Here is a 20,947-nt window from a genome sequence, read left to right as displayed (position 1 = left end):
ACAGGTTCCGAGGAGAGAAGAGATGACCCGATCCGCAGTCGAGGACGTGTGGCCGCTTTCGCCACTGCAGGAAGGGCTGCTCTTCCACGCCGCCTTCGACGACCAGGGCCCCGACGTGTACACCGTGCAGTCCGCACTCGACATCGAAGGCCCCGTGGTGGCGGACCGGCTACGGGCTTCCTGGGAAGCGCTCCTCACCAGGCACGCCGCGCTGCGCGCCTGCTTCCGGCAGGTGAGCGGGGCGCAGATGGTGCAGGTCATCGCCCGGGAAGCGGTGCCGCCCTGGCGTACGGAGGACGTGGCGGACCTCGACGAGTCCACCGTGCCGGCCGCTCTGGAACGCCTGGCGGAGAGTGAGCGGGCACACCCCTTCGACCTGGCGGTGGCGCCGCTGCTGCGCCTGCTCCTGATCCGCGTCGGCGCGGACCGGCACCGCCTCGTGATCACCAGCCATCACATCCTCATGGACGGCTGGTCGGCCCCGATCCTCATCGGTGAACTCGCGGAGATATACGCGGCGGGAGCCGATGCCTCCGGCCTTGCGCGCACGACGTCCTACAGCGCGTACCTGAAGTGGCTCGGCCGCCAGGACAAGGAGGCCGCCCAGGTGGCCTGGCAGGCGGAACTCGCGGGCACGGAAGAACCGACGCTGGTGGCGCCCGCTGTCCCGGACCGGCTCCCTGTCTTCCCCGACAACGTGGGCGCCGACCTCCCCGAAGAGGTCACGCGGGCGGTGGTGGAACTGGCCCGGACCAACGGCCTCACCTTGAACACGGTGGTCCAGGGCGCGTGGGCGCTGGTACTCGGCCGTCTCGCCGGGCGTACGGATGTGGTGTTCGGCGCGACGGTGGCGGGGCGCCCTCCGGAGCTGCCGGGCGTGGAATCGATGGTGGGTCTGCTCATCAACACGTTGCCCGTGCGCGTCCAACTCGACGGTGAACAACCGGTGTTGGAGATGTTCCGCGACCTCCAGGAACGTCAGTCCACGCTGATGGCCCACCAACACCTGGGCCTCCCGCAGATCCAGAAGACGGCAGGCCCCGGGGCCGGGTTCGACACCCTCCTGGTGTTCGAGAGCTTCCCCCAGCCGCCCGCCGCCTCCGCACACCCCGACCGCGAGGCCCTCTCGCTCAGGCCGGCGGGGTTCACACGCGAGGCGGCGCACTACCCGTTGACCCTGGTCGTCGGCCCCGGCGAACGGATGCATCTGAAGCTGGAGTACCGACCGGACCTGTTCGACCGAGCTGTCGCCGCGTCGGCGCTCGACACGCTGGTACGGGTACTGGAGCGGGTGGTGGTAGATCCGTCGGTGGTGGTGGGACGCGTCGCATCGGCGGAGGCGGCCTCTGCGCGTGGGGTGGCGGCATCTCCGGTGGGTGAGGTGGTGCCGGGGCTGATCGCGGGGCGGGTTGCTTCTTCGCCGGGTGCGGTGGCGGTGGTGGGTGAGCGGGTGTTGTCGTATGCGGAGTTGTGGTCGGAGTCGGGTCGCTGGGCCGCGTATCTCTCGGGTATGGGTGTGGGGCGGGGTGATCGTGTCGCGGTGGTGATGGAGCGGTCGGTCGACCTGGTGGCGGTGTTGTTGGGGGTGTGGCGGGCTGGGGCTGCGTATGTGCCGGTGGATGTGGGCTGGCCGGTGGATCGGGTTGCTTTTGTGCTGGGGGATGCGGATCCGTCGGTGGTGGTGTGCACGTCGGCGAGTCGAGGTGTGGTGCCGGAGGGCTTTGTTGGTGTGCGGGTGGTGGATGATCCGGAGGTGCGGGCGGCGGTGGCGGCCTGCGACGGCTTGAACCGTCAGGTCGGCGCGCAGGATGTGGCGTACGTGATGTACACCTCCGGATCGACAGGCGCACCCAAGGGCGTGGCCGTGCCGCACGGCGCTGTCGCGTCCCTGGTGGGGGCGAGCGGCTGGGGCATAGGCCCCGAGGACGCGGTCCTGATGCACGCCCCGCACGCCTTCGACGTATCGCTGTACGAGCTGTGGGTGCCGCTGGCTGCCGGTGGCCGGGTCGTGATCGCCGAACCGGGTGTGGTCGACGCCCAGCAGATGCGTGAGCACGTGAAGAGCGGCGTCACGGCAGCGCATCTGACTGCCGGTTCGTTCCGTGTCCTGGCAGATGAGTCGCCCGACTGTTTCGCGGGATTGCGTGAGGTACTGACGGGCGGGGACGTGGTTCCGGTCGGTTCGGTGGCGCGGCTGCGGAAGGTGTGCCCCGATGTCACGGTCCGTCATATGTACGGGCCGACCGAGACGACCCTGTGCGCGACCTGGCATGTCCTCAAGCCAGGCGACGAGTTGGGCCCCGTACTGCCGATCGGGAAGCCGTTGCCGGGGCGCCGGGCCCTCGTCCTGGACGCGTTCCTCCAACCCCTACCACCCGGCGTTACCGGCGAACTCTATGTAGCTGGCGTGGAGTTGGCGCACGGTTACTGGTGCGGTCCGGGCTTGACCGCAGAACGCTTCGTGGCGTGCCCGGACGCGCCGGGGGAGCGGATGTATCGCACCGGTGACCTCGTGCGCTGGACCGTAGAGGGAGATCTGCTCTTCGTCGGCCGCGCGGACGCCCAGGTCAAGATCCGGGGCTTCCGTGTGGAGTTGGGCGAGGTGGAGGCGGCCCTGGTCGCGCATCCTGCCGTGGCCCAGGCCGTGGTCGTCGCCCGTGACGACGGTCCGGGTGAGCGCCGCCTCATCGGCTATGTCGTACCGGAAGGGGCGGAGGGCGTGGACCCCCAGCTCGTTCGCGCATACGTCGCCGAGACGCTCCCCGACTACATGGTCCCGGCCGCCGTGCTGGCCCTGGGTGCCCTGCCCGTCACCCGCAACGGCAAGGTCGACCGCAAGGCCCTGCCCGCCCCGGACTTCGCCGAGCGCGTCTCCGGCCGCAAGCCCCAGACGGCGGCCGAGACGACCCTGTGCCGACTCTTCGCCGAGGTGCTCGACCTGGAGCGCGTCGGGCCCGACGACAGCTTCTTCGACCTGGGCGGCGACTCGGGCCTGGCGATGCGCCTCGCGGGACGGATCCGCGAGGAGTTCGACGCCGAACTCGGCATCCGGCAGTTCTTCGGCTCGCCGACACCCGTCGGGGTGGCCCGGCTGCTCGCCACGAAGGCGCGCCCCGTCCTGAAACCAGCCGATGAGCGTGACGAAGTCCCCGTCACGGCGGGCCAGTTCCACACCTGGCTGATGTCCCGGCTCGACGACGAGGCAGGTACCGACCGCATACCGGTGGCGCTGCGCCTCAGCGGCGACCTCCACCAGGACGCGCTGCGCTCGGCCCTCGGGGATGTCGCCGCGCGGCACGAGATCCTGCGCACCACCTTCGACGGCGTACGCGGCGGCGACATGCGGCAGCGCGTCCTGGACGTCGCCGACTCCCGCCCGGCGCCGAACGTGGTGCCGACCACCGAGGCGGAGCTGCCGGACCTCCTGGCCGCCCACGCCGGGCAGCCGTTCGACGTCGGCGGTCGGGCGCCGTGGACGCAGACCCTCTTCCGCCTCTCGGACACCGAGCACGTGCTGCTTCTGGTGGTCCACCGGATCATCGCCGACGACGCGTCGCTGGACGTCCTGGTCCGGGACCTGGCGACCGCCTACGGCGCCCGCCGCGAGGGCCGGGCGCCCGAACGGGCCCCGCTGCCCCTCCAGTTCGCCGACTACGCCCTCTGGGAACGCCGACTGCTCCAGGGGGAACAGGAACCCGAAAGCCTGGTCAACGACCAACTCGCCTACTGGCAGGACGCCTTGGCGGGCATCGGCGCCGAAACCGCGCTGCCGGCCGACCGCCCGCGCCCGGCGGTGGCGTCCCACCGGGCCGGGACCGTCCCGCTGCGCCTCGACGCCGCATCCCACGATCGCCTCGCTGACCTGGCCGACGACGACGGCACGACGACGTTCATGGTCGTGCAGACCGCCCTCATCATGCTGCTCGCCCGGCTCGGCGCGGGCATCGACATCACCATCGGCACCCGGATCCCGCGCCGGGACGAGTCCGGCCTCGAGACGCTCGTGGGCCCCTTCGCCGGGGCGCTTGCCCTGCGCACGGACGCGTCCGGTGACCCCACGTTCAACGAACTCCTCGGCCGGGTGCGGGCCGCGAACCAGGAGGCCCGCGAACACCGTGACGTGCCCTTCGAACGCCTCGTGGACACTCTTGAGTTGCCGCCCTCGCTGGCCCGCCACCCGGTGTTCCAGGTGCTTCTGGAGGTCGACGACACCGTCGCGGAGCCGTGGGACCCGTGGGAGCTGCCCGGCCTGCGCACTGCCCGTCACGACCTCGGCTCGTCGGCCACGGAACTCGACCTGTCGTTCAGCCTCACCGAGCAGTACGAACCCGACGGTGACCTCGGCGGAATCGATGGCCAACTCCATTACGCCACCGAGCTGTTCGACCCGGAGACCGCCGACGCGCTCGCGCGCAGGTTCATCCGTGTCCTGGAGCAGGTGACGGCCGATCCGGAGCGGCGTCTGAGCGCGGTCGACGTGCTGCTCGACGCTGATGAGGCCCGCCGACTCGTCGGAACCGGAAAGGGCATGGCGATGGAACCGTCCGCGCGCACCGTGGTGCGGATGCTGGCCGAGCAAACGGCACGTACGCCGGACGCGGTCGCCGTCACGGACGACCAGGGCTCCCTGACGTACGCGGAATTGGACGCCGAGGCGGCGCGGCTCGCCCGGCGCCTCACCGACCGGGGGGCGGGCCCGGAGACCGTCGTCGTCGTGGCGCGGCCGACCGGCAACGCCTTGGCCGTCGCGCTGACCGGCGTGCTGAAATCCGGGGCCGCCTGCCGCGTCGCCGACGACCCCGCACGCCCACTGGAGGGCGTCGACCTGCCGCCCGGCGGAATCCTGGTCTGCTCCGATGCGTCCCTCGCGGCAATACCCGACGGTTCCGGGATGACGGTCGTGCTGCTCGACGGCTCGGAGTCGAACGCGGCCAACAGGGAGCTGGAGAGCGCCAGTTCGGGCAGCCCGGTCCTGCCGGGCAGCCAGGCGCTCGTCCTCGCGGGCGCCGTCATAGAGCACCGCACGCTCGCTCACCACACGACGTACCGCATGCATGCCTCCCCGGCGATCGGCGCGGCGCCACTGCTTGATGTCAGGGCTCCGTTCGCGGCGCTCGTGACGCCGCTGCTCGCGGCGCTCTGTGCGGGAGGGAGCGTGCGGCTCGGAGTACCCGACCAGAGCCCCGCGTCGCTGGTCGTCACCACCCCCGAGCTCCTTGAACCAACCGGCTCCGAAACCCTGGTGATGGACCTGACGGGCGAGCCGCAGGCCCTGGAACAGATACGCGGCTGGCGGGAGCGGCACCCCTCGACCCCGCTGGTGAGCGGCCACGGAGTGCCGGAGACGGGCGCTGCCTGGCTGGAACACCGGACTGGCCCCGAGGCGACCGGCATAGGCGACCCCCGCACCGGGGTCCCGGTCCACGGCACCAGGGCCCTCGTGCTCGACGAACTCCTGCGCCCGGTGCCGCCCGGCGTCCCGGGCGACCTCTACCTGGCCGGCGCCGTGCTGGCGCGCGGCTACACAGGCGGCCCGGGACACACGGGCGAGCGGTTCGTCGCGTGCCCCTTCGGCCGTCCCGGCGAGCGCATGTTCCGTACGGGCGACCGGGCGAAGAAGACGAACGCGGGCCTCGTCGCCGTACAGGACGCGAGCGCTGAGGCGACGAAGGCCGACGCCGGTGCCGGGCGGCGCGTGGGAAGCCGCGGCGACCTGGGTGTCCTGCTGCCCCTTCGGCCGGAAGGCACCCGCCCGCCACTGTTCTGCGTCCATCCCGGGATGGGCCTGAGCTGGGGATACGCGGCCCTCCTGCCGTACCTCCCGCAGGACCGGCCGGTGTACGGCGTGCAGGCGCGCGGGCTCGCGCGCCCGGAGCCGCTGCCCGGCAGCATCGCGGAGATGGCGGCCGACTACGCGGACGCGATCCGCACCGTCCAGCCCGTCGGCCCCTACCACCTCTTGGGCTGGTCCATCGGCGGGACCATCGCCCAGGCCGTCGCCGCCCGCCTGGAGGAACTGGGCGAAGAGGTGGCGCTCCTCGCGCTGCTCGACGCCTATCCCGGCAGCGGCGCCGCCAAGTCGCGGTTCCGCGGCGAGGAGGGACAGGAAAGCGAGGGTTACGCCGCCCTGAAACAGGAACAGGGCGACGACCTGGCGGACCTCTACCGCTCCTCAGGCCTCAGCGACCAGGTCCTTTCGAACCTGGAGTCGGTCCTTCGCAACATGTCCGGGTTCGCCCCCGACCACACACCGCGCCCCGTCCACACCGATCTCCTGCTCTTCGTGGCAGCCGCCGACCGGACCCCGGAGCAGTCATCGGCGGACGCCGCAGCGAGCTGGCGGCCCTACGTCGAGGGCGACATCGAGCCGCACGACATACCGGTCGGCCATTACGACATGCTCCGGCCCGAACCCTTGCAGCACATAGCGCGCGTCATCACGCAGAAACTCGGCGCGACAACAGAAACCCAGCTGACGCAGAAGACCGAAAGGACTGAACGATGACGAATCCGTTCGACAACGAGGACGGCACTTTCCTGGTACTCGTCAACGACGAGGGACAGCACTCCCTTTGGCCCGCGTTCGCCGAGATCCCCGAAGGCTGGACCACCGCGCACGCCGAAGGCAGCCGCGCGGAATGCCTCACGTACATCGAGGAGAACTGGACGGACATGCGCCCCAAGAGCCTCATCGCCGACATGAGCAGGAACGAGACGGCGGTGCGCTAGATGGACACGGAGTCACTGGTGACGGTGGCGATCGGTGACGTGGCCGTCATCGTCATCGTCTCCCGCCTCCTCGGAGCACTGGCCCGCCGCTGCGGACAGCCGGTCGTCATCGGTCAGATCGTCGCCGGGATCGCCCTGGGCCCGACTCTGCTGGGGCGCCTGCCCGGCGACCCGACCTCGTGGCTCTTCCCGCCTGACGTGCTGCCCTTCCTGACGGTGCTCTCCCAGATCGCCATCGTGATCTTCATGTTCGTCGTGGGGTACGAGATGGACTGGCGCCAGCTGCGCCAGGGAGGCAGAGCGGCGGTGACGGTGGCGCTCTTCGCGTTCCTGGTCCCCGCGGGCCTCGGCGCCGGCGCGGTGGGGCTGTTCCACGGGGCGTTCGACGCGGTGCAGCCCGGGCACGCCGACGGCAGGACGTTCTGGCTGTTCATGGCCGTCGCGGTCTCCGTCACCGCGCTGCCCGTACTCGCGGCCATCGTCCGTGAACGCGGCCTCGCGGGCAGCCCCGCGGGCACCGTGGCCACCACCGCGGCCGGGATCATGGACGTGGTGGCGTGGCTGGTCCTCGCCGCCGCGCTCGCCGGCACCGGACACGCCACCGGCCGGCCCTGGCAGGTGACGCTGCCCCTGATCGCCCTGTTCACGGCGGCCATGTTCCTGCTGGTGCGTCCCGTGCTCGCCTGGTGGCTCGAGCGGTCCGCGGCGGCGTCGTCCGGTCAGCTCACCATCGCGCTCGGACTGGCCCTCGGCAGCGCCTGGGTGACCGCGGAACTCGGCCTGCACCCCGTCTTCGGCGGCCTGCTCGCCGGCCTCACGATGCCGCGCAGGAACGGCGTACCGGAAGCCGATGTGCTGCGGCCGATGGAGCAGACCGCGGACCTGCTGCTCCCGCTGTTCTTCGTGACGACGGGACTGTCCTTCAACATCGGCTCCCTCGACAGCGACGGCGGCCTCCTGCTGCTGCTGATCCTCGCCATCGCCACCCTGGGCAAGTTCGGCCCTGCGTACGCGGCTTCGCGGATCAGCGGCATGGACGGTCACCGGTCCGCGACCGTCGCCGCCCTCGTGAACACCCGCGGACTCACGGAACTCATCGTCCTGAACGTCGCCCTTGACGCCGGGATCATCGGCCAGGCGCTTTTCACCGTCCTCGTACTCATGGCGCTGATCACCACCTTCATGACGGGCCCTTTGCTGTCCTTGATAGGGCGCAGACATAAGAGGGGAACGGGGATGGACAGCCTTGACGCCCGGGCAGGGCGATTTCAGACTCAATTGAGCAATGGGACTCCCACGACGGAAACAGCGATATCCGCTTTTCCGTCCGGGAGAAAAGGGGAGGAGGGATGACCTTGCCGGATTCCGAGGAATTCGACGTGGTGGTGGTCGGCGGGGGGCCCGCCGGATCAACACTGGCCGCGCTGGTGGCCATGCAGGGGCAGCGGGTGCTGGTCCTGGAGAAGGAGCACTTCCCGCGCCACCAGATCGGCGAGTCGCTGCTGCCGTCCACGGTGCACGGCGTGTGCAGGCTGACCGGTGTCGCGGACGAGCTCGCCAAGGCGGGCTTCCCGCGCAAGCGCGGCGGCACGTTCCGGTGGGGCGCGAGCCCGGACCCGTGGACCTTCTCCTTCTCGGTGTCACCGCGGATGAGCGGCCCGACGTCGTACGCCTACCAGGTGGAGCGCTCCAAGTTCGACGACATCCTGCTCAAGCACGCCCGCAAGGTCGGCGCCGAAGTGCGCGAAGGGTGCGCGGTCCTCGACGTCATAGCCGACGACGAGCGGGTCCGCGGCGTCACGTACACCGACGCCGACGGCAACGAACGCCGGGCGCTCGCCACGTTCGTCGTAGACGCATCGGGCAACATGAGCCGCCTGCACCAGCGCGTGGGAGGCAAGCGGGAGTACTCGGAGTTCTTCCGCAGCCTCGCCCTGTTCGGCTACTTCGAAGGCGGCAAGCGGCTGCCTGAGCCCAACTCGGGCAACATCCTCTCGGTCGCCTTCCCGAGCGGCTGGTTCTGGTACATCCCCCTGAGCGACACGCTGACGAGCGTCGGCGCCGTCGTGCGGCGCGAGATGGCCGACAAGATCCGCGGAGACCAGGAGAAGGCGCTCATGGCACTCGTCGACGAGTGCCCCCTGATCGGCGAGTACCTCGCGGACGCCCAGCGGGTCACCACCGGGCAGTACGGGCAGCTGCGCGTCCGCAAGGACTACTCGTACCACCAGACGACGTTCTCCCGGCCAGGGCTTGTCCTCATCGGCGACGCGGCGTGCTTCGTCGACCCGGTGTTCTCATCCGGCGTCCACCTGGCCACCTACAGCGCGCTCCTCGCGGCACGCTCCATCAACAGCGTCCTGGCCGAACGGGTCGACGAGGAAACGGCGTTGGCCGAGTTCGAGGGCCGCTACCGCCGCGAGTACGGCGTCTTCTACGAATTCCTCCTGTCCTTCTACGAGATGCACCACGACGAGGACTCCTACTTCTGGCAGGCCAAGAAGGTCACCAAGGCCAACAGGCCCGAACTCCAGTCGTTCGTCGAACTCATCGGCGGTGTCTCCTCCGGCGAACGCGTCCTGACCGACGCCGAGGTCCTCGCCAAACGCTTCACATCGGACTCCGCGGAGTTCGCCGCCGCCGTCGACGAACTCGCCGGCAGCGAGGACGGAAGCATGGTGCCGCTGTTCAAGTCCTCCGTGGTGCGCGACGTGATGCAGGAGGGCGGCCAGGTCCAGATGCGCGCCCTGCTCGGCGAGGACGCCGAAGCGGAGACCCCCCTGTTCAGCGGCGGTCTCGTGCCATCGCCGGACGGCATGTTCTGGCAGCAGCCTGAGCCCTCCCCGAGCCCGGCCGAGTAGAAGGAGGTCCGCGCATGGCGCGGCCGTCAGACCTCTCCATGCACAACCGCAGGGACCGTCTCGACCCGCTGCCCGAACTGAGCGAACTCAGCGCGCGGGCACCGCTGTCCGAGGTCGAACTCGGCGAAGGCCCCGGCTCGTCGACGGGCTGGCTCGTCACGGGCCACGACGAGGTGCGCGCGGTCCTCGGCGACGCGGAGCGGTTCAGCACGGCCCCGCCCGCGGGCGGCACCCGGCCGGTCCAGGCGGGCAACCTCATCCAGTACGACCCGCCCGACCACTCCCGGCTCCGACTGCTGCTCACCCCCGAGTTCACGGTCCGCCGGATGCGCGGCCTGGAACCCGCCGTCGAGTCCGTCGTGGCGGACTGTCTCGACTCCCTGGAGAAGGCCGGGCGGCCCGCCGACTTCATGCGGCACGTCGCCTGGCCCCTCCCGGGCCTCGTGATGTGCGAACTCTTCGGAGTTCCCCGCGACGACCGGGCCGAGCTGGCCCGACTGCTCAAGGTCAGCCGGCCCGCCTTCCGCGGACGCCGACTCCAACTGACCGCGGGCGCCGCCTATCTCGCGTACGTCGACCAGCTCGTCGCCCGCAAACGCCGCGAGCCCGGCGACGACCTGCTCGGCAGACTGGTGAGCGAGCACGGAGACGACATCGGCCACGACGAACTCGTCGGCCTCACCGCCTTCGTCATGGGCTCCGGAGTCGAGAACATGGCCAGCATGCTGGGCCTCGGCATCCTGGCGCTGCTCGAACACCCCGACCAGCTCGACCTGCTCCGCCGGTGCCCGCACCTGATCGACCAGGCCGTGGAGGAGTTCATCCGCTACCTGTCGATCATCCCGACGGCCTCACCGCGCACCGCCCGCGAGGACATACCCCTCGCGGGCCGGGTCATCAAGGCGGGCGACCAGGTGGCCTGCTCCCTGCTCGCGGCCAACCGCGTCCGGCCGGACGGCGCGCCGCCGGACGTCCTCGACATCACCCGGGAGGCCACCGCCCACGTGGGCCTCGGCCACGGCATCCACTACTGCATCGGGGCGTCCCTGGTGCGGATGGAACTCAGGAGCGCCTACCTGGCGGTGCTGCGGCGCTTTCCCGCGCTGCGCTCCGCCGTGCCACCGGAGGAGATCCGCTTCCGGACGCAGGCGCCGTACGGCGTGGAGACACTGCCGGTCACCTGGTAGGGGAGCGATGACAGCCACCACCGAGCCCGAACCCGTCCACACCCGCCGCGCACGCTTCGGCCCGGCCGAAGAGCTGCGCCAGCTGTCCGCGGGGCGCCCCGTCACCCGGATCGACGTCGGCCCGGGCACCGACGGGGTGCCCGTCTGGCTCGTCACGGGCTACGCCGAAGTACGCCAAGTCCTCGCCGACCACCGGCGGTTCTCCACCCGGCGCCGCTTCGGGCCGCGCTCGTCGCCCTCATCGGCGGGGCGCGGCGAAGGCCCACGGCCCGACGAGTTGATCGGCCAGCTCATGGACTACGACCCGCCCGAGCACACCCGCCTGAGGCAGATCCTCACGCCCGAGTTCACGCTGCGCAGGATGCGCAGGATCGAGCCGGGCATCGAGGACATCGTCACCGAGCACCTCGACGCCATGGAACGCGCGGGCCCGCCCGCCGAACTGGTCGGGGCGTTCGCGTCACCCGTCCCCGGCGCCGCCCTGTGCGAACTGATCGGCGTGCCCCGCGACGACCGCAGCGACTTCCTGCGCCGCTGCCACGCCTTCCTCGCCCCCGGACGAGGACGGCAGCGGCGCGCGGCGGCCGGGGAACTGCTCTCGCGGTACGTCGCCGCGATGGTGGCACGGCAGCGCGCCGACCCCGACGAAGGCTTCATCGGCATGCTGGTCCGCGACCACGGCGAGCAGATCACGGACAAGGAACTGCGGGGCGTCTGCGTCCTGTTGGTACTCGCGGGCCTCGACAACATCTCGGGAATGCTGGGCCTCGGAACCCTCCTGCTGCTCGGCCATCCCGACCAGCTCGCCGCGGTGCGCGAGGACCCCGCGGCGGTGGACGGCGCGGTCGAGGAACTGCTCCGCTATCTGTCGGTGCCGCACGCCCCGACTCCCCGGACCGCCCTGGAGGACGTCACCGTCGGCGAGCAGCTCATCAGGGCCGGGGAGCACGTCCTGTGCTCGCTGCCGACGGCCAACCGCGATCCCGCACTGCTCGCCGAGCCCGACCGCTTCGACATCACGCGCGAACCCGCCGGGCACGTCGCCTTCGGGCACGGCATCCACCACTGCCTGGGCGCGGCAATGGCCCGGATGGAACTGCGGATCGCCTACCCGGCGCTGCTGCGCCGCTTCCCCGGCCTGCGCCTCGCCGTGCCCGAGGACGAGGTGCCGTTCCGCACGCACGCGCTCGCCCACGGAGTGGAGCGACTTCCGGTCACTTGGTGACCCCTGTGAAAGAGAACGCGGAGGAGAAGCAGATGGACGTACGGGTGGACCGCCACCGATGCGCGGGTTCCGGGCTCTGCATGGCCCAAGTCCCGGCCGTCTTCGACCAGTCGGACGAGGACGGCAAGGTCCTGCTCAACGCCCCGGAACCCGGCCCGGAGCTGACCGCGGCCGTACGTGCGGCGGCGGGGCGCTGCCCATCCGGAGCGATCACGCTCCACGAGCACGAGCACGAACACGAGCACGACCCGGCCGGTCACTGACGCCGCACCGTACGCAGCTCCCTCGCCTCCCCGACGACGGCGCAGCCCGCGAGCCCCAGTGCGTCGCGCAGCTCGTCGGCCAGCAGGTCAAGGACCTGCCGGACCCCGGCCTCCCCGGCTGCTGCGAGCCCCCAGACCGGCGGCCGCCCCACCAGGACCCCGTCGGCCCCCAGCGCCAGCGCCTTGAGCACGTCCGTGCCGCTGCGGACGCCGCCGTCCACCATGACCTCGCACGCACCGCCGACCGCCTCGACCACCTCGGGCAGGGCGTCGACGCCGGGCAGCGCGCCGTCGAGCTGGCGGCCACCGTGGTTCGACACCACGACGGCATCCACCCCGAGCCCGGCCGCCCGCACCGCGTCCTCGGGGGCCAGGATGCCCTTCACGATCAGCGGGAGACGGGTGGCAGCGCGCAGTTCCTCCACGCAGGACCAGGTCACCGCGGCCGAGAACGCCTCGGCGGTATGGGCGGCCACCGCCGAGCCGTTCCGGGCGGGCCGGTGGGCCGAGGAGGCCGCGCCGCCGTCGAGGTGCGCGGCACGCACATGCCCGGGCAGCGCGAAGCCGTTGCGCACGTCCCGCAGGCGGCGGCCCATCCAGGGCACGTCGACGGTGAGCATCAGCGCCTCGCAGCCCGCGTCCTCGGCCCTGCGCGCCAGATCCAGGGAGCGCTGCCGCTCGCGGAGCCAGTAGAGCTGGAACCACACCGAGCCCCCGGCCGCCGTGACCTCCTCGACCGGGACGCTGCTCAACGTGGCCACCGTGAACGGCACCCCCGCCGCCTTCGCCGCCCGCGCCGTGGCCAACTCGCCCTCGGGGTGCACCAGTCGGTGGTACGCGACCGGGGCGACCGCCACCGGCATCCGCACCGGACGTTTCAGGAGCACCGCGTCCGTGGCGCACGCCGAGACGTCCCTGAGCACCCGGGCGGCGACGAACACGCGGTCGAACGCCGCCCGGTTCGCCGCGAGCGACCGCTCACGGCCGCTGCCACCTGCGACGAAGTCCCACACCTCGGGCGGCAGAGCCGCGGCCGCGGCACGCTCGATGTCGCTCAGATCGTGCACGGCCGCGGGATCAACGCGCCACACGCTGCCCGGTCCGTTCCATCTCCACGGCCTCGTACAGCGCCTTGATGTTGGAACTGCCGAAGGTCTGCGCACCCTGACGCTCGATGACCTCGAAGAAGAGCGTGCCGCGCGGGTGCGTCGACGCGGTGAAGATCTGGAACAGCTGGCCGTCGTGGTCCTCGTCGACGAGGAGATTCGTCGCGCGCAGTTCGTTCAGGGGGTGGGACTTGAGGCCGATCCGTTCGGCGAGCAGGTCGTAGTACGTCGTCGGGGTCTGGAGGAAGCCGACACCGCGCGCGGACAGCGTGCGCACCGAGCGGACGGCGTCCTTGCTGGAGAAGGCCAGATGCTGCACGCCCGCGCCGTGGTGGCTCTTGAGGAATTCGTCTATCTGACCGGGCTGCGCCAGGGGATCGGGCTCTATGAGCGTCAGCGTCACCGCGGCGGTCCCCGCGCTCTGCACCACCTTGGAGTCCATTGCCTGGGCACCGACGACGATGTGCTCCTCGAAGACCTCACGGAAGCCGAAGGCCTGTCGGTAGAACGCGGCCGTCGATTCGAGGTCGCCGGCGTTCAGGCACACCGCGATGTGGTCGATGTCGAGCAGCCCGACCTCACGGGTACGCGCCTGCCGCGAGCCGAGCGCGGGAACGAATCCGGGCGGAAGTCCGGGACCCTCACCGGGAGTTCGCTCGACCAGCGTGTGCACCACGTCACCGAATCCCGCGACGGCCGCGGTGACCGCCGGGCCTTCGCCCGCGTGCCGGGTCGGCTGCCGCAGGGGACGCGCGCCGCCCGCCACCGCGGCGGCGAACGCCGCGGACACGTCGGCGGTGCGCAGAGCGATGTCGGCGACGCCGTCGCCGTGCGTGGTGACATACGTGGTGGCGGGGTGCCGCCCGGCGGTCGCCTCGGTGAGCACCAGGGTCATCCGTCCCTGGCGCAGGGCGATGCTGCGGTGCTCGGCGGAGCCGCCGGTTCCGACCACCGTGAAGGCGTACTTGTCGACCCAGGCGAACGCCGCCGCCTCCAGGCCTTCCACGTACATCTCGACATAGTCGACCGCGAAGTCATTGATCGGGGCCGTTGCGGGTAAATCCGTCATCGGAGTCCTTCTGGGAAGATGAATGCGGATTGTTGTCCTCGCGCCGGACCGAAGAATTCCGGAGCCGCGAAAGATGCCGCGGAAATACCGGACCCAACCGCCGGGCCGCGAGGCAGAATTCTCTTTGCGGCCCCGATGCTACGACCGCCTCCGCTGTTCCCGCACCTGTCAAGGCATTGCTGTGGATCTGCTGTCAGGAGACGCTGAAGTGATGGAAATCCTGCAAACTGAAATCGCCGTCGCGGAGTTGAACGCGGCCACGTTGCACGCGTCGCTCTCCGATGTGGCGATGGAGTCCATGAACCTCCTCAACCAGGTCGCCGACACCTATCCGGACGCGATCTCGTTCGCGGCAGGGCGCCCCTACGAGGGCTTCTACGACGTGACCCAGATCCACGAATACCTCCAGGTCTTCTGCGACCACCTCCGCACCCGGCGCGGCCTGAGCGAGGCGGATACGGCACGCACGCTGTTCCAGTACGGCGCAACGAAGGGGATCATCGGCGATCTCGTCGCACGCGGTCTCGCCGTGGACGAGGGCATCGACGCCGACCCCTCGTCCGTCGTCGTCACGGTCGGCTGTCAGGAGGCGATGTTCCTGCTGCTGCGTGCCCTGCGCGCCGACGACCGCGATGCGGTGCTCGCCCCGATCCCGTCCTATGTCGGCCTGACGGGAGCCGCGTTGCTCGCCGACATGCCGGTACTCCCGGTGCGCACCGGGGCGGCCGGTATCGACCTCGACGACCTGCTGGTCCAGCTGCGCGGGGCGCGCGGCGAGGGGCGGCGGGTCCGCGCCTGTTACGTGACGCCGGACTTCGCCAACCCGGTGGGTGTCAGTCTGCCGCTCGCCGACCGGCACCGCCTCCTGGACATCGCCGCCGAGCACGACCTCCTGCTCCTGGAGGACAACGCGTACGGACTCTTGAACAGCGCGGCCGACCGCCCGCCCACGCTGAAGTCCCTCGACCGGCACCGACGCGTCGTCTATCTCGGCTCGTTCGCCAAGACGGGGATGCCGGGCGCGCGCGTGGGATACGTGGTCGCCGACCAGCGGGTGGCCGGCCGCGATGGCTCCGCGGACGGGCTGTTCGCCGATGAGCTGTCGAAGCTGAAGAGCATGCTCACGGTCAACACCTCGCCGATCGCCCAGGCGGTCATCGGCGGCAAACTCCTCGCCCACGACTGCAGCCTGGTCGCCGCCAACCGGCAGGAGACGGAGGTCTACCGCCGCAACCTGAGCCAGGTCCTCGACGGCCTCGAACTGCGCCTCGGCGCCCGTCCCGAAGTCACCTGGAACGCGCCGACCGGCGGGTTCTTCATCGTGCTCACCGTGCCGTTCACCGTCGACGACGCCCTCCTGGAGCACGCGGCCCGCCGCCACGGCGTGCTGTTCACGCCCATGCACCACTTCTACGGGGCGACGGGCGGGTTCCATCAACTCCGGTTGTCGATCAGTACGTTGACGTACGAGCGGATCGAGCAGGGCCTCGACCGGCTGGCCGCGCTGATCCGCGAGCGTCTGGACGGTGAGGTCACATGACGATCCGCACCCTGGCCGTCGTCGGCACCGGACTGATCGGCACCTCCGTGGCGCTCGCGGCACGCCTGTGCGGCGTGACCGTCTATCTCTCGGACCGCGACGAGTCCGCCGTAAGAGCCGCCGCGGTCCTGGGCGCCGGGCGGGCCGAGCCTCCACCGGCCCCGGTGGACCTGGCGGTTCTCGCGGTACCGCCCAGTCAGATCGCACCGGTCCTCGCCGAACTGCAGGAGAAGCGCCTGGCGTTGAGCTACACCGACGTGGCGAGCGTGAAGGCGCATGCCGAGCGGGAGATCCTGGACACCGCCCCCGACCCGTCCCGCTACATCGGCGGCCACCCTCTGGCGGGCCGAGAGCGTTCGGGCCCGCTGGCGGCCCGCGCGGAGCTGTTCCGGGACCGGGCCTGGGTGCTCACGCCGACCCGCCTCACGTCCAGAGCCGCGTTCGGCCGGGCGCTCGACCTGATCGCGCTGTGCGGCGCGGTGCCGCGGGTGATGCGGGCCCGCGCGCACGACGACGCGGTGGCGCTGACCTCCCACGCCCCGCATCTGGTGGCCAGCCTCATGGCGGCTCGCCTGGGGGAGGGGCCTCCTGAGGCGGCGCACCTGGCGGGGCAGGGGCTGCGCGACACGACCCGCATCGCCCGCGGCGACTCCCGGCTGTGGAGCGACATCGTCGAGTCCAACGCTGCCGCGGTCGCCGACATCCTCACCCGGCTTCAGGAGGACCTCTCCAGCATCGTCGCCGCCCTGTACGACCTCGCCGATCCCGGCAGGGGGCGGGAACTGACCGGCAAGAGCAGACACACCCTGGTGGACCTCCTCGACCGCGGGGTCGCGGGCGTGGGGGAGTTGGACGGGCCCCGTCCGGACACTCCCCACCCTGGACAGCGCATCCCCTGCGGTCCGAGATGAAGCGCGTTTCCCGAGGTGAGGCGGGGTGCTGTCCGGAGCGCCGCGTGGACGCCGGGCGAGCCTGTACGGCCGGCGCCGCTTGTATCCGCCGTGTGACCGGTGCCCGCGTAGAACTTGGCCCCATGTCCACCACACACAAGCGAACCGCCCAGACTCTGCTCGCCGCGTCGGCACTCGTCGTCGGCGTCTTCGTCACCGGCTGCTCCGGTGACTCCTCGGCCGCGTCCAAAGATCCGAAGAAACCGGACGCCTCGCCCACCAGCCCCTTCGACCAGGCCCTGGCCTTCTCCCAGTGCATGCGCAAGAACGGCGTATCAGGCTTCCCCGACCCGCAGAAGGACGCGGGCGGCGGCATCGCGCTCAGCCCCGGCGGTGACGTCGACCCGAACTCCCAGGAATTCCAGTCGGCGCAGGAGGCCTGCCGCGACAAGATGCCCCAAGGCGGCCAGCTCGGCGGCGGCGGGGGCGGCGGAGCGCTCGACTCGGCGAAGGTCTCGGCCTGGGCGAAGTGCATGCGGGAGAACGGCCTGCCCAAGCTGCCCGACCCGGAGATCAACGGCGGCAACATGTCGCTCGACTTCGGCGCCAGTGGCATCGACCCCGGCAGCGACGCGTTCCAGAAGGCCCGGATCGCCTGCCAGGACAAGTGGCCCGGCGGCGGCCTCACCGGCTCGGGCGGCGGCGCCTGATGACCGCACCGGACGAGACCCGTGAGAGGGAACGGGGCGAAGAGGCAGCGGAGTTGGAGGGGGCCGAGGAGCCGGCCCGCAGTTCTGGCAACGGCTCCGGGGCCCTGGAGCTGCACACGCCCGGAGAGGTGTCCGAGCGGGCTCCCGGCGCAGTCGGCACCGGGCGCGAGGAGACCGCCCCCGAGGCTGTCCCCGAGGCCGGTGGCGCGGACGGCGGCGAGGACGGAGGGGCGGCGCCCCCGCCGGTGAGCCGCCGCAGGCGCCGCCCGCTGCGGATGTCGCTGATCGTGGTCGTCGCCATCGCCGTGGTCGCCGCAGCCGGAGCCGCCACCACCGGAGTCTTCGGCGACGACGGCAGCGGGTCGGCGGGCGACGCGCCCTCCGCCCCGCCGAAGACCGCCAAGGTCGAGCGGACCACGCTGACGCGCACGGAGAGCGTGGACGGGAACCTCGGCTACGGCGACGTGACCGCCGTACAGGCACCGCCCGCCGGCAAGGCGGGCGCCGGGATCATCACCTGGGTGCCCGGCGACGGCGACACCATCAAGCGCGGGCAGTCCGCCTACAAGGTGGCGGAACAGAAAGTTCCGCTGCTCTACGGCTCCACGCCCTTCTACCGCCCGTTGGAGACGGGCACCGAGGGCAAGGACGTCGAGGTCCTGGAGAAGAACCTCTCCGCGCTCGGCTACACCGGCTTCACCGTCGACGACACGTACGACGCGGGGACCGCCGGAGCCGTGCGCGACTGGCAGGACGACCTGGGGCGCGAGGAGACCGGGACCGTGCAGCCCTCGGACGCCGTGGTCGCCTCCGGTGCCCGGCGCGTCGCCGAGGTGAAGGCCACGGCAGGCGCCCCCGCGAACGGGCCCGTCCTCACCTGGACCGGCACCGAACGCACCGTGACCGTCGATCTCGACGTGCAGTACGAGGACATGGTCGACAAGGGCACCAAGGCCACCGTCACCCTTCCCGACGACACGACCGTCCAAGCGGAGGTGACCGACGTCGGCACCCCCACCACACCGTCCAAGGACGGCGGGTCCGGGGGCTCGGGCCAGTCGGGCGGCGGCGACGACAAGCCGACCCTGCCCGTCGAGCTGAAGGTCAAGGACCAGAAGGGCCTTGGCCGTTACCAGGCGGCTGCCGTGGAGATCTCCCTGAAGGCGGAGACCCGTAAGGACGTACTGGTCGTCCCCGTGAACGCCCTGGTGGCGCAGCGCGGAGGCGGTTACGCCGTGGAGGTCGTCGACGCGGACGGCGGCGTGAAGCCGCGGACGGTCAAGGTCGGCATGTTCACCGACAGCATGGTCGAGGTGTCGGGCACCGGCATCACCGACGGCACGGTCGTGGGGGTCCCCAAGTGACCACCGCGGCCCACCCGGTGGTCGAACTGGCCGGAGTCTCCAAGACGTACGGGGAGGTCGCCGCGCTCAAGGGCGCCGATCTCGTCATCGGGCGCGGGGAGTTGCTCGCCGTCGTCGGCCCGTCAGGCTCCGGCAAGTCCACGATGCTCAACATCATGGGCACCCTCGACCGCCCCACCACCGGCACCGTGCACATCGACGGGCACGACATCGCCCGCCTCAGCGACCGGGAACTGTCCGCGCTGCGGGCGGGGACCATCGGCTTCGTCTTCCAGCAGTTCCATCTCGCCCCGGGCGTCCCCGCACTGGACAGCGTCGCCAACGGGCTGCTCTACAGCGGCAGGCCCCGGGCCGAGCGGCGCAGACTCGCCGAGCGCGCCCTGCGCCGGGTCGGCCTCGGCCACCGGCTCTACCACGAGCCCCATCAGCTCTCCGGCGGTGAGAAGCAGCGCGTCGCCATCGCCCGCGCGGTGCTCGGCGACCCACCGCTGCTGCTCGCCGACGAGCCGACCGGCGCCCTCGACTCCCACTCCGGAGCGGTGGTGATCGAGCTCCTGCACGAACTGCACCGGGCGGGGACCACGGTCGTGGTCATCACCCATGACCGGGACATCGCGGGCTCCCTGCCGCGCGAGGTCCGGATCAAGGACGGCCGCATCGAGCACGACGCGGCGGCTCTGCTCGCCGAGGAGGCCGTGCGATGAGCCTGACCAGAGAGTTGAGTACGACGGAGGAGCGGGGCACGGCGGACGAGCTGCCACGCCCCGCGCCGCCACCGCGCCCCAAGCCGGCCCGGATGGGCCCGGCCGACGTACTGCGGGTCGGCGGTTCGGGGCTGCGCTCGCGCCCCATGCGGGTGTTCCTCTCGGCGCTCGGCATCGCCATCGGCATCGCGGCGATGGTCGGCGTGGTGGGCATCTCCACCTCCAGCAGCGAGGACCTCAACCGGCGCCTCGCCGCGCTCGGCACCAACCTCCTCACCGTCGCCCCCGGCCAGTCCTTCGCCGGTGACGCGGCCCATCTGCCGGACTCGTCCGTCGACATGATCGGCAACATCAAGGACGTCGAGTCGGTCTCCGCCATCGGCAAGACGAGCGCGAAGGTCTACCGCAACGACCACATCAAGAAGGAGGAGACCGGCGGCCTCAACGTGTACGCGGCACGCACCGATCTGCCGAAGACCGCGGGCGCACAGATCGTCGACGGCCGCTGGCTGAACGCGGCGAACCAGCGCTATCCCGCCGTCGTCCTCGGTCCCAAGGCCGCCGAACAGTTGGGCGTCTTCCGGGCGGGACCCGACACGAAGGTGTGGCTCGGCGGTCAGTGGTTCACCGTCGTGGGCCTTCTCGCGGCCAATGAGCTCGTCCCGGACCTGGACTCGGCCGCGCTGGTCGGCTGGCCCGTCGCGGAACAGGAGCTGGAGTTCGACGGATACCCGACGACGGTCTACACCCGCGCCGAGGAATCCGCCGTGGCCGACGTCCAGTCGGTGCTCGGCGCCACCGCCAACCCGGAGAACCCCAGCGAGGCCAACGTCTCGCGCCCCTCCGACGTCCTGGAGGCCAAGGAGGCCACCGACGACACCCTCAGCGGTCTGCTGCTTGGCCTGGGCGCGGTCGCCCTGCTTGTCGGCGGGGTCGGCGTCGCCAACACCATGGTCATCTCGGTCCTGGAACGCCGCTCCGAGATAGGCCTGCGCCGCTCGCTCGGCGCCACCCGCGGCCAGATCCGTACGCAGTTCCTCTGCGAGGCGTTGCTGCTGTCCGCGCTCGGCGGCCTGGGCGGCGTCCTGCTCGGCATCGCCGTCACCTCCGGCTACTCCACCTACCAGGGCTGGCCCTCGGTGGTGCCGGTCTGGGCGATGGCGGGCGGAGTCGGAGCGACCCTGGTCATCGGCGGGCTCGCAGGCTTCTATCCCGCGGTGCGCGCGGCACGGCTGCCTCCCACGGAGGCGCTGGCCACGACGTGACCGAATAGCGAGACCCATAACACTGCGGTTCCAC

15 protein-coding genes are annotated in these 20,947 nt (G+C 71.2%); 13 read left to right on the top strand and 2 right to left on the bottom strand.

The features are described from left to right. Positions 1-22: 22 nt before the first annotated feature. From ACGFX9_RS09255 to ACGFX9_RS09225, 7 genes are read left to right on the top strand one after another with little or no spacing between them, the layout of a single operon-like run. Positions 23-6,505 carry an amino acid adenylation domain-containing protein gene (locus tag ACGFX9_RS09255; protein ID WP_393467148.1) on the top strand — a complete coding sequence of 2,161 codons (6,483 nt, stop codon included), beginning with the start codon at positions 23-25 and terminating at the stop codon, positions 6,503-6,505. Continuing rightward, positions 6,502-6,729, top strand: coding sequence for an MbtH family protein (locus ACGFX9_RS09250; protein ID WP_393467146.1), 228 nt, complete (start codon positions 6,502-6,504; stop codon positions 6,727-6,729). The genes ACGFX9_RS09255 and ACGFX9_RS09250 overlap by 4 nt, the downstream gene beginning before the upstream one ends. Further along, on the top strand, positions 6,730-8,082 hold the full coding sequence (locus ACGFX9_RS09245) for a cation:proton antiporter (RefSeq protein WP_393467144.1): 1,353 nt from the start codon (positions 6,730-6,732) through the stop codon (positions 8,080-8,082). After that, positions 8,079-9,590 carry a tryptophan 7-halogenase gene (locus ACGFX9_RS09240; RefSeq protein WP_393467142.1) on the top strand — a complete coding sequence of 504 codons (1,512 nt, stop codon included), beginning with the start codon at positions 8,079-8,081 and terminating at the stop codon, positions 9,588-9,590. Before ACGFX9_RS09245 ends, ACGFX9_RS09240 begins: the two co-directional genes overlap by 4 nt. Before the next feature lie 14 nt (positions 9,591-9,604). Beyond that, complete coding sequence (locus ACGFX9_RS09235; protein ID WP_393467139.1) at positions 9,605-10,777, top strand: cytochrome P450; 1,173 nt, start codon at positions 9,605-9,607, stop codon at positions 10,775-10,777. A gap of 7 nt (positions 10,778-10,784) precedes the next feature. Further along, the gene (locus tag ACGFX9_RS09230; RefSeq protein ID WP_393467137.1) at positions 10,785-12,002 is read left to right on the top strand and encodes a cytochrome P450; all 1,218 of its coding nucleotides are present in this window, start codon (positions 10,785-10,787) and stop codon (positions 12,000-12,002) included. Beyond that, complete coding sequence (locus ACGFX9_RS09225; protein WP_393467136.1) at positions 11,999-12,265, top strand: ferredoxin; 267 nt, start codon at positions 11,999-12,001, stop codon at positions 12,263-12,265. Before ACGFX9_RS09230 ends, ACGFX9_RS09225 begins: the two co-directional genes overlap by 4 nt. Here the strand turns inward: ACGFX9_RS09225 and ACGFX9_RS09220 are convergent. Further along, positions 12,259-13,332: an alpha-hydroxy acid oxidase gene (locus tag ACGFX9_RS09220; RefSeq protein ID WP_393467135.1), complete on the bottom strand. Its 1,074-nt coding sequence runs from the start codon at positions 13,330-13,332 to the stop codon at positions 12,259-12,261. The two genes, ACGFX9_RS09225 and ACGFX9_RS09220, sit on opposite strands and share 7 nt — an antisense overlap. A gap of 10 nt (positions 13,333-13,342) precedes the next feature. Then, the gene (hppD, locus tag ACGFX9_RS09215) at positions 13,343-14,440 is read right to left on the bottom strand and encodes a 4-hydroxyphenylpyruvate dioxygenase (protein ID WP_393467132.1); all 1,098 of its coding nucleotides are present in this window, start codon (positions 14,438-14,440) and stop codon (positions 13,343-13,345) included. 211 nt (positions 14,441-14,651) lie between these two features. On the opposite strand from hppD, the gene ACGFX9_RS09210 reads away from it, so the two are divergent. The 6 genes from ACGFX9_RS09210 (at position 14,652) to ACGFX9_RS09185 (ending at position 20,913) form a co-directional block, all read left to right on the top strand. Continuing rightward, on the top strand, positions 14,652-15,980 hold the full coding sequence (locus tag ACGFX9_RS09210) for a PLP-dependent aminotransferase family protein (RefSeq protein WP_393467130.1): 1,329 nt from the start codon (positions 14,652-14,654) through the stop codon (positions 15,978-15,980). Continuing rightward, a complete protein-coding gene (locus ACGFX9_RS09205; protein WP_393467127.1) occupies positions 15,977-16,891 on the top strand; it encodes a prephenate dehydrogenase in 915 nt (304 codons plus the stop codon). Before ACGFX9_RS09210 ends, ACGFX9_RS09205 begins: the two co-directional genes overlap by 4 nt. A gap of 122 nt (positions 16,892-17,013) precedes the next feature. Further along, positions 17,014-17,580: a hypothetical protein gene (locus tag ACGFX9_RS09200; RefSeq protein WP_393467124.1), complete on the top strand. Its 567-nt coding sequence runs from the start codon at positions 17,014-17,016 to the stop codon at positions 17,578-17,580. Beyond that, positions 17,580-18,944 (top strand): peptidoglycan-binding protein, encoded by a 1,365-nt coding sequence (locus ACGFX9_RS09195; RefSeq protein WP_393467121.1) that lies wholly within the window; start codon positions 17,580-17,582, stop codon positions 18,942-18,944. Before ACGFX9_RS09200 ends, ACGFX9_RS09195 begins: the two co-directional genes overlap by 1 nt. Then, the gene (locus ACGFX9_RS09190) at positions 18,941-19,648 is read left to right on the top strand and encodes an ABC transporter ATP-binding protein (RefSeq protein WP_393467117.1); all 708 of its coding nucleotides are present in this window, start codon (positions 18,941-18,943) and stop codon (positions 19,646-19,648) included. Before ACGFX9_RS09195 ends, ACGFX9_RS09190 begins: the two co-directional genes overlap by 4 nt. Beyond that, on the top strand, positions 19,645-20,913 hold the full coding sequence (locus tag ACGFX9_RS09185) for an ABC transporter permease (RefSeq protein WP_393467115.1): 1,269 nt from the start codon (positions 19,645-19,647) through the stop codon (positions 20,911-20,913). The genes ACGFX9_RS09190 and ACGFX9_RS09185 overlap by 4 nt, the downstream gene beginning before the upstream one ends. Positions 20,914-20,947: the final 34 nt, after the last annotated feature.

It is taken from the genome of Streptomyces sp. NPDC048436 (genome assembly GCF_043200355.1).
GTDB lineage: Bacteria > Actinomycetota > Actinomycetes > Streptomycetales > Streptomycetaceae > Streptomyces.
The sequence above is the reverse complement of the archived record's forward strand: the minus strand, read 5'-3'. Positions and strand labels throughout refer to the sequence as shown.

What these genes read in the sequence shown, in the direction of transcription:
- ACGFX9_RS09255 (WP_393467148.1), top strand. Translation starts at nt 23, where the DNA reads ATGACCCGATCCGCAGTCGAGGACGTGTGGCCGCTTTCGCCACTGCAG.
- ACGFX9_RS09250 (WP_393467146.1), top strand. Translation starts at nt 6,502, where the DNA reads ATGACGAATCCGTTCGACAACGAGGACGGCACTTTCCTGGTACTCGTC.
- ACGFX9_RS09245 (WP_393467144.1), top strand. Translation starts at nt 6,730, where the DNA reads ATGGACACGGAGTCACTGGTGACGGTGGCGATCGGTGACGTGGCCGTC.
- ACGFX9_RS09240 (WP_393467142.1), top strand. Translation starts at nt 8,079, where the DNA reads ATGACCTTGCCGGATTCCGAGGAATTCGACGTGGTGGTGGTCGGCGGG.
- ACGFX9_RS09235 (WP_393467139.1), top strand. Translation starts at nt 9,605, where the DNA reads ATGGCGCGGCCGTCAGACCTCTCCATGCACAACCGCAGGGACCGTCTC.
- ACGFX9_RS09230 (WP_393467137.1), top strand. Translation starts at nt 10,785, where the DNA reads ATGACAGCCACCACCGAGCCCGAACCCGTCCACACCCGCCGCGCACGC.
- hppD (WP_393467132.1), bottom strand. Translation starts at nt 14,440, where the DNA reads ATGACGGATTTACCCGCAACGGCCCCGATCAATGACTTCGCGGTCGAC.
- ACGFX9_RS09210 (WP_393467130.1), top strand. Translation starts at nt 14,652, where the DNA reads ATGGAAATCCTGCAAACTGAAATCGCCGTCGCGGAGTTGAACGCGGCC.
- ACGFX9_RS09205 (WP_393467127.1), top strand. Translation starts at nt 15,977, where the DNA reads ATGACGATCCGCACCCTGGCCGTCGTCGGCACCGGACTGATCGGCACC.
- ACGFX9_RS09200 (WP_393467124.1), top strand. Translation starts at nt 17,014, where the DNA reads ATGTCCACCACACACAAGCGAACCGCCCAGACTCTGCTCGCCGCGTCG.
- ACGFX9_RS09195 (WP_393467121.1), top strand. Translation starts at nt 17,580, where the DNA reads ATGACCGCACCGGACGAGACCCGTGAGAGGGAACGGGGCGAAGAGGCA.
- ACGFX9_RS09185 (WP_393467115.1), top strand. Translation starts at nt 19,645, where the DNA reads ATGAGCCTGACCAGAGAGTTGAGTACGACGGAGGAGCGGGGCACGGCG.